Raw genomic sequence first — 16885 nt, 5'->3', positions numbered from 1 at the left:
TTCTCCCCTCAGCCGGCGCGTCGGTGCGGATCGGTCACCGCGGTGGTTCCTGTCCGTAGCCGGACAGCTTGTCGGCCACCCGCTTGATCTCTTCGGCGTCCAGGAGCCGTGGTCGTCCGACGCTCGCCGCCCGCAGGTACAGCTCGCTCACCCATTCCAGATATTCGTTCCGCGTGCACGCGGTGCGCAGATCGGGCCCGATCGTCACGGTGCCGTGATTGCCGAGGATGCACCCGGCCGATCCGCGCAGTGCGCGGACCGCGTTGTCCGCGAGCTCCGGCGTCCCGTACGTCGCATAGGGCGTGACCGGGACCGGCCCGTCGAACAGCGCGACCATATAGTGGATGGCCGGCAGCTCGTCGACCAGCGTCGAAAGCACGGTCGCCGCCGTCGAGTGCGTGTGCACGATGGCGGACGTCGTCGTCGCCGTGTACACCGCCAGGTGCAGCGGCATCTCCGAGGTCGGCGCCAGGGGGGCCTCCACCGGGGTCCCGTCGAGCAGGTGAACGCCGACCAGGTCCGCCGTCATCCGCGCGTAGTCCAGCCCGCTCGGGGTCACAGCGACGTGGTCGCCGACGCGTACGCTCACGTTGCCGGAGGTGCCCGGCAGGAGGCCGGCGTCGGATAGACGCCGGCACACTTCCACGATCTCTTCGCGGACCTCACCGAGCAACATGACGCTCCTCTCTGGAAAGAACGCGCCACGATGGCAATGGCGCGCTCTCCCGAGTCCTACACAATTAGCCCGACTACTGTCCATAGTCCGGGATATGTCATTCCTGAGGACCACGTCGGGTGCTGGAACATGCGGACGGCGGATTGAAGACCATCATCACGGCGGATGCGCTACGCCGTGCGCCTGCGGAGAATTACGCTGCGACGACCAGGAGGCAATGGTGCACGCAGGCGACGCCGCACTCGAATGGCGGAACGACCACATCAGCTGCATTGATCAGACCGTTTTGCCGCATGAGGAGCGACAGCTGTCCATCACCACGGTGGACGAGCTGATCGACGCCATCGTGCGCCTGGCGATCCGTGGCGCCCCGATGCTCGGCGCGGCCGGAGCGCTCGGAGTCGTGCTCGCCGCGCTGCAGGCCGAACGCTCCGGCTGGAGTCCCGAGCGGCTGCGAGCGGAGATCGACCGTGTCCGGTGTGCCCGCCCGACGGCCGTCAACCTGGAATGGGGCGTGGCGGAGGTACTGCCGGTGTTGCGGCACGGCGTCGCCGCGGCGGAGACGGCCGCCGTCACGACCGTCGCGCGCATCGCCGCGGCCAACCGGGAGATCGGCGACCGCGGCGCCGCCTATCTGACGACACTCCGCGATGGACGGCTGCGCGTGCACACGCACTGCAACACCGGTGCCCTGGCCTGCGTCGAGTGGGGTACCGCGCTGGGCGTCATCCGAACCCTCCACGAGCGCGGCAGGCTGGCGAACGTGATCGTCGACGAGACACGGCCGCTGCTCCAGGGCAGTCGGCTGACCTGCTGGGAGCTGGCAAGGGCGGGGATAGCGCATCAGCTGGTGCCCGACGGCGCCGGTCCGTTCGTGCTCGCCCAAGGGCTCGCCGACGCCGTCGTCGTCGGCGCCGACCGGATCGCCGCCAACGGCGATGTCGCCAACAAGATCGGCACCTACGGCCTGGCGCTGGCGGCGCACCACGCGCGGATCCCCTTCCTCGTCGCCGCGCCGGAGTCGACGATCGACCCGGCGACGCCGACCGGTGCGTCGATCCCGGTGGAGCGGCGATCGGAGGCCGAGGTCACCCACGTCGCCGGTCGGCGTGTCGCGCCGGAGAACACCAGAGCCGTCAACTTCGCCTTCGACATCACCCCGGCGGAGCTCATCACGGCCATCGTCACGGAGCGCAGGGTCATCGCCGGCGAGCCTCCGGTGCGGGGTTCTACCGCGCCGGCCGACGTCCGGCCGGGCGCCGCCCGGCCGTGACGGTTCGGCTGGTTCACTTCAGGACGGGATCTTCCGGGAAGAGCAGGCCGATCGCCACGGCCTTGTTCACCGCGTCCATTCTGGAGGCCGCTCCTAATTTGGCATATATGTTGGTGAGGTGCCGCTTGACCGTGCCTTCGGCGATGAACAGGCGCTCGGCTATCTCCGCGTTCCGCATTCCTGAGTACACGAGTGATATCACCTCTCTCTCCCGGGGCGACAGGAGAGCGTTGTCATCCTCCTTGAGCATGTTGAGGGTGTCCTGTGACACCGAGAGGATCACCCGGTCCACCTCCCGATGAAGGGTGCGGATCACGGTTATCAGCTCCTCCGGCGTCGTGCTCTTCAACATGTACGCGCGAGCACCCGCGCTGAGCAGTGACTCCACTACGCGAGGCCGGTCGTGCATGGCGAGGACGACGACCTTCGCCGCGGGTGACGCCTGTCTCGCAACCTGGATGAGCCGAGCGGCCTCCGCGCCGGAATCGCCGCCGTCCACCAGAAGGACATCGGGCGGTTCGGCGCGCAGTGGCACGGCCACGTCGTCGCCGAGGTACGCCTCCATCATCACGTCGATATCGGGTTCTGCATTCAACATCCTTGCCAGTCCGGCGCGAAAAAGCATGGATCGATCGACGATGCCTACCTTGATGATGTTCGCGCCACTTTCCATGGGCGGCCTTCCTGTTCAGTGGAGACGGTGGTCGGCAAGGTCATGACGGTATGCCGTTGATCGGCTACCGTTTGTGGGGTCCGTTCCCGAGTTCGGGTTTCCCTTGATGCGTGTGTGCGTGCATATAGTCCATATGTTGCGCAGGGCTGACAACATCCCAGGAAGAGAAGATTTCTGCGGTGACGTGGGTCGATGCGTCCGGGATCGCCCATCCGGCAAGCAATTCGCAACGTGTGTGATCGGTGGGGTATCGAATTGCTCCCCGGCTGGATCGAACGATCCGCAAAACGATCACACGACTTATTCTTCACGGGATGATGTCCGTGTGATTCGGGCGACGGCGGTTGGTGGATGATGCCAAATCATGTTCGGCGTCAATACGCGGCATCCGCCAGGCCGGCCCGTGGCGTTGTGGTCGATGACCGAAACGCGCACTGCCGATGTGCCGTTGGTGCAATGCCGGTTGTGACATCACGGCGATGGTCGCGGGACGCTCACTCGCAATACGCTTTCGACCGGCGAGGTCCCTATTGGAAATTCGGCCGTGAGAGTTCCGGTCTGCTGTGAAATCAGAATGGAGTGATGTGATGTCCGATCGCCTTTTCACCTCGGAATCGGTCACCGAAGGTCACCCGGATAAGATCGCGGATCAGGTGAGCGACGCGATCGTCGACGCGATGATCGCGAAAGACCCCGCCAACCGCGCGGCGATCGAAACGTTGATCACCACTGGATTCGTGCACGTGGCGGGTGAGGCGACGGTGCGCCCGGCGGACCTCGAGGAGACGATCCGGCGGACGATCCTCGACATCGGCTACGACTCCTCGGCCATGGGATTCGACGGTGCGACGTGCGGCGTCGCCGTCTCGATCGGGAGTCAGTCGCCCGACATCGCCCAGGGCGTGGAGGTCTCCCAGGAGGCGCGGACGGGTGAGAACAACGAACTCGACCGGCAGGGCGCGGGCGACCAGGGCATGATGTTCGGCTACGCCTGCACGGAGACGCTCGACCTCATGCCGCTGCCGATCACCTTGGCGCATCGGCTCGCCCAGCGGCTCGCCCGGGTCCGCCGCGACGGCCTGCTGCCCTACCTCCGTCCTGACGGCAAGACGCAGGTCACCATCGCCTACGACGGCGATCACCCGGTCCGGCTGGACAGCGTGGTGGTCTCGAGCCAGCACGGACCGGAGGCGGCCGTCGACACGACCGTCGCCGGGGACATCGCCGAGCACGTCGTGCGACCGGAGATCGAGCGGCTCGAACTCAACACGTCGGACTTCCGGCTCCTCGTGAATCCGACCGGCCGCTTCGAGATCGGCGGACCGATGGGGGACGCGGGACTGACCGGCCGCAAGATCATCATCGATTCGTACGGCGGAATGGCACGTCACGGCGGCGGCGCCTTCTCCGGGAAGGACCCCTCGAAGGTCGACCGGTCCGGTGCGTACGCGATGCGATGGGTCGCCAAGAACATCGTCGCCGCGGGCCTGGCGGGCCGGTGTGAGGTGCAGGTCGCGTACGCGATCGGCACGGCCCGCCCGGTCGGACTCTTCATCGAGTGCTTCGGCACGGAGAAGGTCCCCGTGCGCCGGATCCAGGACGCCGTCCAGGAGGTGTTCGACCTTCGTCCCGCCGCCATCATCCGCGATCTCGAGCTGCTGCGGCCCATCTACGGACGGACGGCGGCGTACGGCCACTTCGGCCGTGACCTTCCGGAGTTCACCTGGGAACGGACCGACCGCGTCGACGCGCTCCGCGAGGTCGTCCAGCCATGAAATCAGACACCACGGCCTCCGACCTCAGCGCGCTCCGGCGCCGGCTCTCCGACCACCTGCGAGTGGTCCCGGACTTCCCCAGCGCGGGCATCCTGTTCCAGGATCTGTGCGGGGTGCTGGCCGTCCCGTCGCTCGTGCACGACATAGCCGAAGCCATGGTGGCCGGCTTCCGGCACGAGTTCGACAGGGTGGTCGCCGTCGAGGCGCGCGGATTCGTGCTGGGGACCGCCGTCGCCCAGATCGCCGGCCGTCCCCTCGTCCTCGCCCGGAAGAAGGGCAAGCTTCCGGGCCCGGTCCATTCCGTGGAGTACGGGCTGGAGTACGGCACGGCCGTGCTCGAGATGCAGCAGGAAGCCTTGCGTGCCGGCGAGCGCGCGCTGGTGGTGGACGACGTGCTCGCCACCGGTGGCACGCTCGAGGCGACCGCGGAGCTCATTCGCCACGACGGCGCGGACGTCACCGGTCATGCCGTCGTCCTGGACATCGGGGCTCTGGAGGGCGTGCGGCGGCTCGCCCCCGACCGCGTGCTGTCGATCCTCACCGTCTGACACGAGGCGTCCTGCCGCCGTTCGCCCTGCCGCTGCCGGTCACCGCGTGTCCGGCAGCGGGGGCACCCGGACCTCCTCCAGAAGGGCGAGTGCGTCGTCGAGCACGTCGTCGAGGTCCGTTAAGAAGCTCCGGATGCGCGGCTCCACGTCGACGATCGTGATCACGGCGGGAGCGTTGCGGCCGACGCGTAACCACGTGCGCCGGCGTTCGTCGCCGGGATGCATGAAGCCGTCGATGGCGACCGTCACGGTGGCGCCCGCCAGCCCGGCCTTCCGCGCCCGGCGGACGACCTCCGCGTAGAGCGGCCGGCCGTCGTGTTCGTCGGATCGGCGGACGATGATCGTCAGCCGGTAGATACGGGACCGCGTGCCGGAGATGACGACTCCCTGAAATCGCAGGTCATGAGAGTGCGGTGCAGCTCTCTCGCATGTCAGAGAACTCGGAGGTTGGACAGTGGACGATCCTCGGGAACGGCCCGCCGGCGATGCCGAGCCGGACCCCGGCGTCGCGAGCGTAGCCCGGATTTATGACGCGTATCTGGACGGGACCGACCACTTCCCGGTCGATGAAGAGGCGGCCGCGCGCGTCATCGCCAGGACGCCCTGGGCCAAACCGGTGGCCCGGTTCAACCGTGCCTTCATGGTGCGGGCGGTGGAGAACGCCGCACGGGCCGGGATCGGACAGATCGTTGACATCGGCTGCGGCATGCCGAACGACCCCAGCGCGTTCAGCGCCGCCTGGGGCGTCGATCCCGGCATTCTGGTGGTCGGTTTCGACAATGACCCGATGGTCGTGGCGCGCGGCCGGTCGTCGGCGCTCGCCAGCGGGCGAGGGACGCTCCTGCGGGGTGACGTCCTGGACCCGTGGGCGATCCTTGAAGATCTCGAACCGCTGGTCGACTGGTCGCGGCCTGTCGCTCTGGTCGTCACGGCCGTGCTGCAGTTCATCCCGGATGACAGGGATCCGTGGGGTCTGCTGCGCGTGCTCCGCGGCCCCATGGCCCCGGGGAGCCGGCTGGTGCTGTCCCACTCCTCCACCGACGGCACCGCACCCGAGGTCGTGGCCGGGGTCGAAGACGCCTACCAGAGCGCGACCGCGCAGATCAAATACCGGAGCGACGAGCAGATCCTCGCCTTCTTCGAAGGAACGACACTCCTGGATCCCGGGCTGGTCGCGGTCCAGGACTGGCGACCCGGGCCGGATCGGTGGGCGGGCGAGATCCCGGACGTCCCCGGGTCGGTGGTGCGGGTCGCCGGAGCCGTCGGGGTGCTCCCGGCCTGACGGCGGACACCCCCTGGCCCGGAGCCGACGAGCGACGCGGCGGACCGGGCGTTCGGCCCCGGCGGCCGCTCGCCCGGTCACTCGTCCTCGATCCGCAGGACCGCACAGGTCCAGTTGAAGCCGACGCCGACGCCGAGCAGTACCAGCGTCCGGCCCGGAAGCGCCCGGCCCTCCTGCCGCAACCGGTGCAGACCCGCGATCTGATCGCCCGCGCCCAGGTGGCCGACGGTCCGTCCCCAGTTCCACAGGGTGGACTCCACCGGCACCTTCAAGGCATCGAGATAGTAGGTGCGCAGCTCCTGAAGGCCGACATTGGGCAGGACCCAGTGGTCGATCTCCGTCCTCCGTACGCCGGCGTCGTCCAGCGCACGGGAGACGACCGTCGAGATCCCGGATGAGAATCTCGCCACCGTCTCGGCCAGGCCATGGCTCCGGAAGTACTGCTGCTTCCGCTGTCGAAAGGACGGGGTGGCGCCGGTGTCCTGCATGGGGACGTAGGCGAAGTCGCCGCGGTGGACCTCCTCGAATGAGGAGTCGGCGTGGGAGACCAGGCTGAGGATCCGGGCGAAGCCCCCTTCTCGCGACACGACACAAGCGGTGGCGCCGTCCCCGGGGATCAGGCCGTAGTCGTAGTTCCACCTTCCGCCGGGCATGTCGTCGAAGCGGTCGGCCGTGGCGATCAGCGCCGCGTCGGTGTCACGGGCGGCCAGATAGGCCGTCGCGAGATCGAGTGCGGCCATGCAGCCGTTCGATCGCTGGACCACCTCGATGGCCGGGGCGCTGTTGCCGACCGCGAACCTGTGCACGAATGCACCCGAGTGCCATCCGTGCAGGCCCTGGTTGGAGATGTAGGCGTACAGCGTCAACGCGATGTCGCGCGGCTCATGCGCCGATACCGTCAGCGCCTGCCGTGCCGCGTCGACCGCCATCTCCGCGGGAAAGCCATCGGCCGCGATCGCGACGGAGAGCATCTGTGTCTCGGCGAGATCCTCCGCCGAGTAGAGCCCGTCGTCGACGACCCGGCCGATGGGGACGGCCGGGGGGATGGAGACACCTGTGCCGTCGATGTAGAACTCGCCTGACACCATCGTCGCCGTCACCCGATCCCTTCGCCCGTGGCCGATGTGCTTCCAAGACGGGCCGCGAGATCTTCGGCGCGACGGCGGGCCCGAGCGGCACGCTCCGGATCGCCGTCCGCCAGTGCGGCCCGCGCGTGCCGCCTCCAGGTGAACGGGCTGTCCGGGCGGATCGCCAGTCGTTCACCGATCAGCACCCGCGCCGCGTCGAGATGACCGGCCCGGACCGCCGACTCGATCAATGTCTGGTGAATGACATCGCGCTGAGCGTGGCTGCCCCCGCAGCGCCGGAGATCGCGCCGGAGCGGATAGAGCAGTTCGAGGACCTCATCGTGCGCGCCGCGGCCGAAGGCGAGAAACGCTCTGGCCACCGGCAGCCCGAGCTCGGCGGTCACGGCCACGTTGTCGAGGCCGGCCGGAGTGTCCCGCACGTACGCCTCCCGGTCGGCGATCAAGGCGGCGGCGGCTCCGAGGTCGCCCGAGCCGACGTGGCACATGACGGCATGCATGTCGTTGAAAGCGCACCACGCCTCGCGGACCAGCGGTGACCACGCCCGCGCCTGGGGGAGGAACCGCTCGCCGACGTCGGCTCCTTCGAGGTGCAGGCGCCATAGCAGGGACGAGCCGTTGACGAGTTCCAGCGCGGCGTTCCTCTCGACCCCCGGGCGCAGCGTCCGGTCGTACAGGAGAAGGACGGCCTCGATATCACCCGCCTCCAGGAGGTAGAGCCCCTTGTGCCAGGAGAGGTGGCCGCGCAACCGGTTGGCCGTGTCCCAGGCCCGGCGCCGGGCGGTCAGCCATCCGGCGCCCCGATCGAATCGGGCGCGCACCTCGTGGACGTGGGCCACGGCGTGGATCGCCCACACGGCCTCGGCGTCGAGGTCGGCCGCCTCCGTCCCCAACTCTTCGGCGTAATCCCAGTGGCCGCTCTCCTCGAGGCCGAAGGCGTACATGCCGAGCAGACTCGGATATCGCGGGTCGTCCCGCGGCCAGGTGGGCAGCACCGCGCCGATGCGGTCGCGTAAGGTCACGGCGTCGCCCAGCAGGAAGTCGACCTGATGGCCGACGGCGAGGGCGAGAACGTCCTGCGGGAACCGCTGGGAGATGCCGGCCAGATCCCGGGCGGTGCCGGTGAGGTCCCCGGTCAGGAGCCGCCACGCCGCGTCGAGGTGACGCCGCTCGCGTTCGGTGAGCCGGTGGCGCGCGGCCCGCCGCCGGAACCCGGCGAACGCCCTGCGTTTCGCGGCCACCGGCCGTGCCTCGGTGCTCAACCCGGTCATGTAGGCATCGAACGCCTCCGCCAGCGGGAAGAACGCCTCGCCGTCCAGAAGCGGCCGTATCGGGTCCAGCATGTCGTCGCGGAAGTGCAACAGACCGTCCAGCGCGCGGTCGAGCCGCCCGACCGATTCCGCGCTGGGCGCCGTCAGTTCGAGGCCGTTGTCTTCTCGGTTCATGGTGTCACCGTTCTGACCGATGCGAACCGGCGCGTGGTCACTCCGGTCCGAGGACGAGGGGCAGGTTGTCGATGAGCCGCGTATCGCCGACCTTGGCCGCGACGGCCAGGATCGCCGGCCCTGTCATGCCGGGCGGAATCTCGGTCCAGGTGTCGGGCGACACCAGGGTCAGGTAGTCCAGCTCGACGGGCGGGCTCGCGGCCGCGCCGTCATCGAGCGCCTTGCGACCGGCGCGCAGGACGGCGTCCCGCCCGCCGCCGGCGGCGTCACGGCCCGCGAACAGGGCCCGTGGCAGGGCACGCGCCGAGGAGCGCTCGGCGTCGGACAGGTAGGCGTTCCGGCTCGACAGCGCGAGCCCGTCGGAGTCCCGGACGGTCGGCTCGCTCTGGATCCGGACCGGAACGTCGAGGTCGGTCACCATCTTGCGGATGAGGGCCAGCTGCTGGCCGTCCTTCTCGCCGAACACGGCGATGTCGGGGCGGACCAGGTGCAACAGCTTGAGCACAACGGTGAGCATGCCGTCGAAATGGCCCGGACGGGTGGCACCCTCCAGCACGCGTCCCATGGCCCCGGCGCACACGGTCACCTCGGGATCGGCCGGGTAGATCTCACTGCGCGAGGGCGCGAACACCAGGTCGGCGTGTTCCGCCGCGCAGGTGCGCAGATCCGCTTCCAGCCGTCGCGGGTACCGGTCGAAGTCCTCGCCAGGGAGGAACTGCAGCGGATTCACGAAGATGGTGACGACGACCGCCTCGCCCAGACGCCGGGCGGTCCTGATCAGGGCCCGATGACCGTCGTGGAGCGCGCCCATCGTCGGAACGAGCGCGACGCGGCGTCCGTCCGCCCACCAGTTCTCGCGCACTCGGGAGAGCCGGTCGATCCGGTCGATGAGGAGGGGCGACCACGGCTTCCCGGACGCACTCATACACGCTCTCCTTCGCGTATTCCCGACCGGCGTTCATCCCTGATCCGATGGCCTGTGACCGGGCGGATGCGCTGGCAGATCGCCCGGCCGGAGAAGGGATATGACCGCCGACGATGCGCGGTGTCGCGGCGATTCGATGCTAGGTCGACGAGGGGATCGGTCTCCAGAGGTCGGCCTGCGGCGGTCTGTCGGCCGGCCGATGTCCCGCCGACAGGACACGGACGGGTCCGCCGCCGGCCCCTCCACCCGTGGCTCCCGGCGGTCGCGCCACCGCGATGAGCTGGCGATTGACACCGAATTGACGTGCGGAAGATCGGCCGTGCCTAGCGTTTGCGTCGTTCATCGACCGAGCGCGGAGTCGCGGACGAGGAGAACCGATCGTGGCGTCAGCGAAGGACCGGGCGACGGCAGGCGTCCGCCGGGCCGGGAGCCGTATCTTCCTCGGCCGCCGGGTGACGGCGACGAGGACCCGACTGAATCTGCCGCCGAGACTGCCGCTGGATACCTGGCGCGAGATCGGCGAACAGCTCCTCGTCCTCTGCGACGCGTCCGCCTGGTGGCATGGCGACTGGCTCGTCTACGGACAGGGCCGGTATCCCGACCGGTATCGGCGCGCCATTGAAGACTCCGGGCTGGACTATCAGACCCTTCGGAATTACGCCTGGGTCGCCCGAAAGTTCCCGCCGCCCCGAAGACGCGCCGCACTGAGCCTTCAGCACCACGCGGAAGTCGCCGCGCTGCCGGCGGAACAGCAGGAATACTGGCTCGACCTCGCGGAGAAGGGCGGATGGCCCACCGGCCGGCTGCGTAAGCACATTCAGGACACCCGGCGACGCCGGCGCGGAGTCCCCACTCCGGAGAGCACTCTGTCGTTGAGGACCGATACCGAACGGCGGCGTCGATGGCGGGACGCCGCGGAACGGGAGGGGCGGCGGTTGCCCGAATGGATCGCCGAGGCCCTGGACGGCGCGGCGGAGACCGCGCTGCGTTCGACGCCGTTTCCCCCGGGCGATGAGGTGGAGCGTTCCGTTTCGGCGGGCGGTTGAGTGGAGCGTTCCGTTCGCCGGGCGATGAGGTGGAGCGTCGGCGGTTGAGTGGAGCGTTCCGTTTCGCGGGGCGGTCAGGTGGAGCGTTCCGCTTCGCCGGCGGCTTCGTCGAGGATGCCTCCGGCCCAGTCGTCGAGGCTCCTCCCCGACAAGGCGGCCGCTCGCCGCCAGCGGTCGACCCTGTCCTGATCGACCGTGACCCGTACCAACGCCTCCTGTGCCGCATCGCCGTCATTCCGCCGCGCCGACCTCCGGCTCGCTCGAAGATGCTGCCGTAGCCTGCTACGGGACCAGCCGAAGCGCTCCGCACGGTCGAGCCAGACGTCCCGGTCGCCAGGGCTGAGCCCGGCCACCTCCGCATGGTGCTGGATGCTGAGTCCCGGCCGGCGGGACGAGGCGTCGAACTTACGCGCGACCCAGGCGTAGTTTCGAAGTGTCTGGTAGTTGAGCCCCGTCCCCGCGACCGCCTGCCGATAGCGCTCCGGATAGCGGTTCTGACCGTAGACGAGCCAGTCGCCCAGCCACCAGGCCGAAGCGTCGGCGATCGCGACGATCTCCTGCCCGACCCGCTGCCAGCCCTCCAGCGGGAGATCGGCGGGAAGCGACAGCCTGGTACGGCGGGCCCGCGCGCGTTCACCGAGCAGCGGCGCGTCAGGGTCGCCCCCGAAGCTCGGCAGGTCGGTCAGACCGGCCATCACATCACCCGCGTTCTTCCGTCCGCGTCAGCCCCGGTCACTCGGAGCCCTGCCATCGTCCCGTCGGCTGGGCCGAGCCCACGAAAGGACACTCGCCCAGGTGCGCCGCCGCCCGGTGCTGCCGCTCCGCGCACGTGAGCCGGCAGACGGTCTGGAGATTGCCGTATTCGATCGACAACCACCGGGCCGGATCGGCCCGTACGCGCGGAGCCAGCTCGGCCGGCATGCCGAGAGGCGGACCATGCGTCTGCGGCCGGGGACCTCGCGGGTTCCGACCGCAGCCGTGGTCGGCCGCACGGACCAGTCCGGCCCAGCCCCTGACGAGCCGGTTCAGCGCGGCGACGCGTTCGGCCGCGGGAACCTCATCGAGCAGTTCGCGCGCGTAATCCGCCGTCAGCGGGTCCATGCGAAAACGGGGCTGCCCGGTGAAGTCGACTGTTTCGGACGACACCACGTGATGGTCGAGCAGGCCTTCCAGCACGCGCTGGGCGTCCTTCTCCCCGTGCAGCGCCACGATCGCCCACTCGGGCAGGTCGTGCATCGTGATCAGGCCGAGGAGCCGGAACAGGCGGCGTTCCTCCCCGCCGAGAGCGGAGTAGGTCGCCGCGAGCTCCCGCCGGACGGACAGGTGCCCGACGGTCAGCTCGTCCAGCCGCCGCCGCTCCGTCATGGCGTCGACGAGGTGCCGGATGGGCCGGCTCTCATGGTTCCGCAGTCGCGCCCCCGCGACCCTGATGGCCAGGGGAAGGTGACCGCACGCCGTGACCAGGCGCTCGGCGGCCTCCCGCTCGGCCATGACGCGCCGCGTACCGATGATGTGCTCCAGGAGCGCGAGCGACTCGCCCACGACGAGTGCGTCGAGCGACAGCGATCGTGCCCCCGGCAGGCCCGCGAGCCGTCGTCGGCTCGTCACCAGGGCGGCGGCTCCCGGCGTACCGGGGAGCAGGGGGATGACCTGCTCCGGCGCCGAGGCGTCGTCGACGACCAGCAGGATCCGCCGGTCGGCGAGGTGTGACCGCAGCAGCGCGGCCCGGCCGGCCGCCGACTCCGGAAGAATCCGCGCCGGGATGCCGAGGCTGCGCAGTACGTCACCGACCACGTCGCTCGGTGCGCGGCGGGCGCCGTGGGCGCCCTCCATCTCGACGTACACCTGGCCGTCGGTGAACCGGTCACGTAAGGCGTGCGCGACGCGCGCGGCCAGCGCCGTCTTCCCGATGCCGGCGCGTCCGCAGACGACCGCGATCGCGACCCCCGCCGGGGTGCCGGCGTCCGTGAGCTCTCTCGCCACCTCGGCGATCTTCGCCTCGCGACCCACGAAGTCGCGGGGCGCGAGCGGGGCCTGCAGGGGAGCCGCGATCGCCGCTCCCGCGCCGGCGGACGGCGACGCCGTCCTGGAGAGGCGGGGGGTCGCAGGCGGGCCGGGACTCACGGCGCCGGCTGCGGGCGGCGATGAGAGCAGCTCTCGGCGGAGGCGCATCAGGTCGGCACCCGGTTCGACGCCGAGTCCCGCCTTCAGCACCTCGCGTGCCTCGTCGAAGGCGGCGAGGGCGTCGCCCCGGTGTCCGCTGAGCTGCAGGGCGCGCATCAGTTGGTGCCAGTAGGGCTCATGGAGGGGGGACTCCGACACCAGCGCCCGCAACCGGGGGAGCAGGTGCCGATGCCTTCCCAGACGCAGCTCGGCATTGATCAAAAGCTCTTCGGCGGCACGGCGCTGGGCGTTCCATCGTTCCAGATGCGGGATCATCGACGTCGTCGCGGGGACGTCTGCGAGCGGTGGATTGCGCCAGAGGGCCAGAGCCCGCTGGAGGCGGTCGGCCGCGCCCCGGTCGTCGCCCGCGTCCAGGGAATCGCGGGCGGTCGCGACGAGCCGCTCGAAGCGCTCCAGGTCGAGCTCTTCCGGGGCGACCTCGAGGAGGTAGCCGGACGGACGGGTGCGCAGTCGGCTGCTGGGCGCCAGCAGCCGTCGCACGGCCCATACATAGGTGCGGAGAGCGCCGCTGGACGTCCGAGGCCGGTGCACACCCCAGAGGGCGTCCATGAGCGCCTCCGCGGTCATCTGCCGGTTGGCGTGCAGGAGAAGGACGGCCAGCAACGCCCGCTGCCTCGGCTGCCGAATGAGCAGGTGAGTGCCGTCGTCCGCCCGGATCTCCAGCGGCCCGAGAATTCGGAACTCCATCCCACCTACCTCGGTCACGGGTCGCCAGGGCAAGTGCACCATGACTTTGCTCGTTACCGATCGTAAAGCTCGTTCTCAAACCTCGCCATCACCCGGTCGATCGCCCGCGCGGTCGTCCGCGGCTCAGGGGCTCAGATGTGGTAGAAGGCGGCCGCGTTGTCGTGCAGCACCGCTCGGACGTGGTCCGGCCCCACCACCTCGGCCAGTAGCTGCAGGTCGTCGTCGTGGAACGGGCGCCGGGCGCGGGTGGACGGGAGGTCGGTGCCGAACATGAGGGCCTCCGGGTTGACGGCGACCACGGCCTGAACCGCCTTGGTCACGTCGAGGTCGACGCGGCCGAACCCGGTCGCCTTGACCCGGGCTCCGCGTTCGACCAGCGCGAGCAGGTGCGGCAGTCCGTCTTCGGAGAGCCCGAGATGGTCGACGCTCACCGCCGGGAGGGCGCTCAGGACGGGAGCCAGGTCCGGCAGGTCACGCGCGTCGATGTACAGCTCGGTGTGCCACCCGGCGACCTCGTGGACGCGACGGGCCAGGGCGTCCAGGTGGTCGAGGGTCTCCGAGCCGCCCCGGCGTACGTTGAACCGCACCGCGCGTACGCCCTGCGCCTCCAGCCGCGCGATCTCCTCGTCGGTCACCGAGGCGGGCAACTGGGTGACCCCCACGAAGCCCTCGCCCAGCCGCCGGAGGGCGTCCACCAGGTAGTCCTGGTCGAATCCCTGGAAGGAGCCGGAGACCACCGCCCCGCCGGTGACTCCGAGCGCGCGCGTCCGCAGCCGGTAGTCATCGACGGTGAACGCGGGCGGGAGGTAGCCGTTGTTCCGGATGAGCGTGAACCGGGGATCGATGATGTGCAGATGGGCGTCGAAGACCCGGCGGGTGTCCGCGTTCACGCCCGGCCCTCCATCGCGGCCCGGTCGGCGAGCCGTTCCTCGAAACGGCGCAGGTCGATCACCGCACGTCTGTGCGTGCCCCGGCACACGATCGCCGCGTCGTCCTTGGCCTGCACGGCGAAGGTGAGCCGGCGACCGTCGACGGCGGTCAGCTCGACGTCGATGGTGACCGCGCAGCCGGGCGGAGTGGCGGCCTCATGGCTGAGGTCGACGTGCACGCCGACGGTGCGCTCGCCCTCGTCGAGGTGACCGGCGAGAGCCCGCATGCAGGTCCATTCGACCAACCCGACGAGGTAACCGGTCGCCAGCACGGACGGCATCCCGCCGAACTCGTCCGACTCCGGCAGCAGGTGCGGGACGGTCCGGGTCTCGGGCACGCGATAGTAGAGCGTCGCGGTCAGGCCGGGGCGCAGGGACGATCTCACATGGTCCTCCGTTAGGTCGCGGGCACGGCGTCGTGGTCGTCGGAGCACCCGATGAGCCGGGCGGCGGCCGCTCTGGCCCGGTGCATGGCCGTACGGTCGCCGGCCACGACCACGCGCGCGTTGGCCCCGTCGATGAGCATGAGGAGGGCGAAGCCCAGCTCCTCGGGGTCGGGAACACCTGCCTGCCGCGCCAGCGAGGTCAGCGTCTCGCGCAGCCAGTCCTTGTAGGAGGCGATCACCGCACGCGCGGGATGGGCCGGGTCGGGCAGTTCGACGGCGGCGTTCGTGAACGGGCATCCGCGGAACCCCTCCCGGCCGTGCCCCTGGGCGAGCCAGTCGAACACGGCCAGGATCCGGTCGACGCCCCGGGCGTCGCTCTCGGCCAGGAACGAGGTCATGACCTCCTGGCGCCGCCGGCGGCGCTGGTCGAGCACGGCGGCGACGAGGTTCTCCTTGGATCCGAACTGCGCGTAGAGCGTGGGCTTGGAGACGCCGGCCCGATCCACCAGGGTGTCGACGCCCGTGGCGCGGATCCCCTCCGCGTAGAAGACCTCGGTCGCGACGTCGAGGAGTCGCCGACCGCCTGGGCTCAACCCGTCCACGGAATGCATACTTACAGGTCAGTAAAGCCCTGACAAGGCCCGCGCGAGGGTGGGTCGGACGTGCCCCGGCCTTCCCGCGCGCCGCAGGTGCTCAGCCGGCCGAGCGTCTGCGCTCGACCGGGAGAAGGGTTTCCCCGTTGAGGAAAAGCTCGATCGGGAGGGTCGCCGCGCCGAGCGCCACCGCCTCCGGCCCCAGCCGGCCCAGCTCGATCGAGGTCTCGGAGAACGCGTGCCGGAGCGCGTGCCGGCGGGCGGCGTCGCGGATCCGCGGCAGCAGCCGTTCGCCGAGGAGCAGGCCGGCCCAGCCGCCCAGGATGATCCGCTCGGGGTTGAACAGGTTGATCAGGTCGGCGAGGCCGACCCCGAGGTAGAGCGCGGTCTCCTCCAGGACGCTCTCCGCCTCACCCGCACCGCCTGCGGCCGCGTCGAGCAGGGCGGCCAGCGCGGACTCCTCGTCCTGACCCGGCAGCGCGCCCGTGTAACGGTCGAGGATGGCCTCGGCGCCGACGTACGCCTCCAGGCATCCCTGTGCCCCGCACCGGCACTCGCGGCCGCCGACCATGATGGTCGTGTGGCCCCACTCACCGGCGCTGGACGTGGAGCCCCGGTGCGTCCGGCCGTGCGCGATGACGCTCGCGCCGACACCCGAGCCGATGAGGCACACCACCGCGTGCTGGGCGCCGCGCCCCGCGCCGAACCACATCTCCGCGCGGCCCATCGTCTTGGCGCCGTTGTCGATGTGCAGGGGAAGGTCGGTGCCGGCCCGCAGCAGGCGCCCGAGGGGGACCGCGTCCCAGCCGTACGTCTGGCCGTGCACGATGACCTCGTCGCCCTGCTCGACGACGCCGGGGACGCCGATGCCCACGCCAAGGATCGCCGAGGGGCCGACGCCGGCGTCGGCCAGCACGGCGGACAGTCCCTCCAGGATCCGGTCGACGATCGTCGTCACGCCGTGCTCGCGGGGGTCCAGTGGGTAGTCGGCCCTGGCCCGCTCGGTCATCGCCAGGTCGAACAGCTCGACGCGGACCCGGGTCTCACCGACGTCCACGCCGATGACGTAGCCGTGGTCCTGGTTGATGCGCAGCAGGACACGGGGCCGGCCGCCGTCGGAGTCGACCGCGCCGGCCTCGCTCACGATGTCCTCGTCGATCAGCTCGCGGACGACGTTGCTGACCGAGGCCGGGGACAGACCGGTCGTCCGGCTCAGCTCCTGGCGTGTGGAGGGCTGGTCGAAGTAGAGCGACCAGAGCAGCACCGACCGGTTGTCGCGCCGGAGATCCCGCACCGTGCCCCGCCGTCGCTCCGGTGTGACGTGCTCCCGCATATCGACCTCCCCGAGTAGTTCAAATCTTATAACAAGCACGCGAAG

The 16885-nt window shown here is 70.1% G+C and carries 17 protein-coding genes; 5 read left to right on the top strand and 12 right to left on the bottom strand.

Features of this window, described 5'->3' with window-relative positions; all coding sequences use genetic code 11:
• Positions 1–34: 34 nt before the first annotated feature.
• Positions 35–676, bottom strand: coding sequence for a class II aldolase/adducin family protein (locus ABEA24_RS26110; RefSeq protein ID WP_345433691.1), 642 nt, complete (start codon positions 674–676; stop codon positions 35–37).
• 217 nt (positions 677–893) lie between these two features.
• Here ABEA24_RS26110 and mtnA point away from each other — a divergent pair, with 217 nt between their 5' ends.
• Positions 894–1949 carry an S-methyl-5-thioribose-1-phosphate isomerase gene (gene mtnA, locus ABEA24_RS26105; RefSeq protein ID WP_345433690.1) on the top strand — a complete coding sequence of 352 codons (1056 nt, stop codon included), beginning with the start codon at positions 894–896 and terminating at the stop codon, positions 1947–1949.
• 13 nt (positions 1950–1962) lie between these two features.
• Here the strand turns inward: mtnA and ABEA24_RS26100 are convergent, their stop codons facing one another.
• Positions 1963–2622 carry a LuxR C-terminal-related transcriptional regulator gene (locus tag ABEA24_RS26100; protein WP_345433689.1) on the bottom strand — a complete coding sequence of 220 codons (660 nt, stop codon included), beginning with the start codon at positions 2620–2622 and terminating at the stop codon, positions 1963–1965.
• A 587-nt stretch (positions 2623–3209) separates the two neighbouring features.
• Here ABEA24_RS26100 and metK point away from each other — a divergent pair.
• Positions 3210–4397: a methionine adenosyltransferase gene (metK, locus tag ABEA24_RS26095; protein ID WP_345433688.1), complete on the top strand. Its 1188-nt coding sequence runs from the start codon at positions 3210–3212 to the stop codon at positions 4395–4397.
• Positions 4394–4945, top strand: coding sequence for an adenine phosphoribosyltransferase (locus ABEA24_RS26090; protein ID WP_345433687.1), 552 nt, complete (start codon positions 4394–4396; stop codon positions 4943–4945). Before metK ends, ABEA24_RS26090 begins: the two co-directional genes overlap by 4 nt.
• Positions 4946–4984: 39 nt before the next feature.
• Here the strand turns inward: ABEA24_RS26090 and ABEA24_RS26085 are convergent, their stop codons facing one another.
• Positions 4985–5284 (bottom strand): DUF190 domain-containing protein, encoded by a 300-nt coding sequence (locus ABEA24_RS26085; RefSeq protein WP_345433776.1) that lies wholly within the window; start codon positions 5282–5284, stop codon positions 4985–4987.
• Positions 5285–5399: 115 nt separating this feature from the next.
• Here ABEA24_RS26085 and ABEA24_RS26080 point away from each other — a divergent pair, with 115 nt between their 5' ends.
• Positions 5400–6227, top strand: coding sequence for an SAM-dependent methyltransferase (locus ABEA24_RS26080; RefSeq protein ID WP_345433686.1), 828 nt, complete (start codon positions 5400–5402; stop codon positions 6225–6227).
• A 77-nt stretch (positions 6228–6304) separates the two neighbouring features.
• Here ABEA24_RS26080 and ABEA24_RS26075 read toward each other — a convergent pair whose 3' ends face one another.
• Genes ABEA24_RS26075 through panC form a run of 3 tightly spaced genes read right to left on the bottom strand, consistent with a single transcriptional unit; the run spans position 6305 to position 9682 of the window.
• The gene (locus ABEA24_RS26075; RefSeq protein WP_345433685.1) at positions 6305–7327 is read right to left on the bottom strand and encodes a ketoacyl-ACP synthase III family protein; all 1023 of its coding nucleotides are present in this window, start codon (positions 7325–7327) and stop codon (positions 6305–6307) included.
• Positions 7324–8757 carry a tetratricopeptide repeat protein gene (locus tag ABEA24_RS26070; protein WP_345433684.1) on the bottom strand — a complete coding sequence of 478 codons (1434 nt, stop codon included), beginning with the start codon at positions 8755–8757 and terminating at the stop codon, positions 7324–7326. The genes ABEA24_RS26075 and ABEA24_RS26070 overlap by 4 nt, the downstream gene beginning before the upstream one ends.
• A 37-nt stretch (positions 8758–8794) precedes the next feature.
• Positions 8795–9682: a pantoate--beta-alanine ligase gene (gene panC, locus ABEA24_RS26065; protein WP_345433683.1), complete on the bottom strand. Its 888-nt coding sequence runs from the start codon at positions 9680–9682 to the stop codon at positions 8795–8797.
• A gap of 452 nt (positions 9683–10134) precedes the next feature.
• Here panC and ABEA24_RS26060 point away from each other — a divergent pair, with 452 nt between their 5' ends.
• On the top strand, positions 10135–10728 hold the full coding sequence (locus ABEA24_RS26060) for an LmbU family transcriptional regulator (protein ID WP_345433681.1): 594 nt from the start codon (positions 10135–10137) through the stop codon (positions 10726–10728).
• 74 nt (positions 10729–10802) lie between these two features.
• Here the strand turns inward: ABEA24_RS26060 and ABEA24_RS26055 are convergent, their stop codons facing one another.
• From ABEA24_RS26055 to ABEA24_RS26030, 6 genes are all read right to left on the bottom strand, one after another.
• Complete coding sequence (locus ABEA24_RS26055; RefSeq protein WP_345433680.1) at positions 10803–11423, bottom strand: LmbU family transcriptional regulator; 621 nt, start codon at positions 11421–11423, stop codon at positions 10803–10805.
• Positions 11424–11460: 37 nt separating this feature from the next.
• Positions 11461–13599 (bottom strand): AfsR/SARP family transcriptional regulator, encoded by a 2139-nt coding sequence (locus ABEA24_RS26050; protein WP_345433679.1) that lies wholly within the window; start codon positions 13597–13599, stop codon positions 11461–11463.
• A gap of 131 nt (positions 13600–13730) precedes the next feature.
• Complete coding sequence (locus ABEA24_RS26045; RefSeq protein WP_345433678.1) at positions 13731–14489, bottom strand: amidohydrolase family protein; 759 nt, start codon at positions 14487–14489, stop codon at positions 13731–13733.
• A complete protein-coding gene (locus ABEA24_RS26040; protein WP_345433677.1) occupies positions 14486–14914 on the bottom strand; it encodes a thioesterase family protein in 429 nt (142 codons plus the stop codon). Before ABEA24_RS26040 ends, ABEA24_RS26045 begins: the two co-directional genes overlap by 4 nt.
• Positions 14915–14925: 11 nt before the next feature.
• Positions 14926–15516 carry a TetR/AcrR family transcriptional regulator gene (locus tag ABEA24_RS26035; protein ID WP_345433676.1) on the bottom strand — a complete coding sequence of 197 codons (591 nt, stop codon included), beginning with the start codon at positions 15514–15516 and terminating at the stop codon, positions 14926–14928.
• Between the two features lie 91 nt (positions 15517–15607).
• Positions 15608–16840, bottom strand: a complete 1233-nt coding sequence (locus tag ABEA24_RS26030; protein WP_345433675.1) for an ROK family transcriptional regulator — start codon at positions 16838–16840, stop codon at positions 15608–15610.
• Positions 16841–16885: the final 45 nt, after the last annotated feature.

The organism is Actinoallomurus vinaceus (genome assembly GCF_039542055.1).
GTDB classification, from domain to species: Bacteria; Actinomycetota; Actinomycetes; order Streptosporangiales; family Streptosporangiaceae; genus Actinoallomurus; species Actinoallomurus vinaceus.
This window is presented reverse-complemented; position numbering and strand designations above follow the sequence as displayed.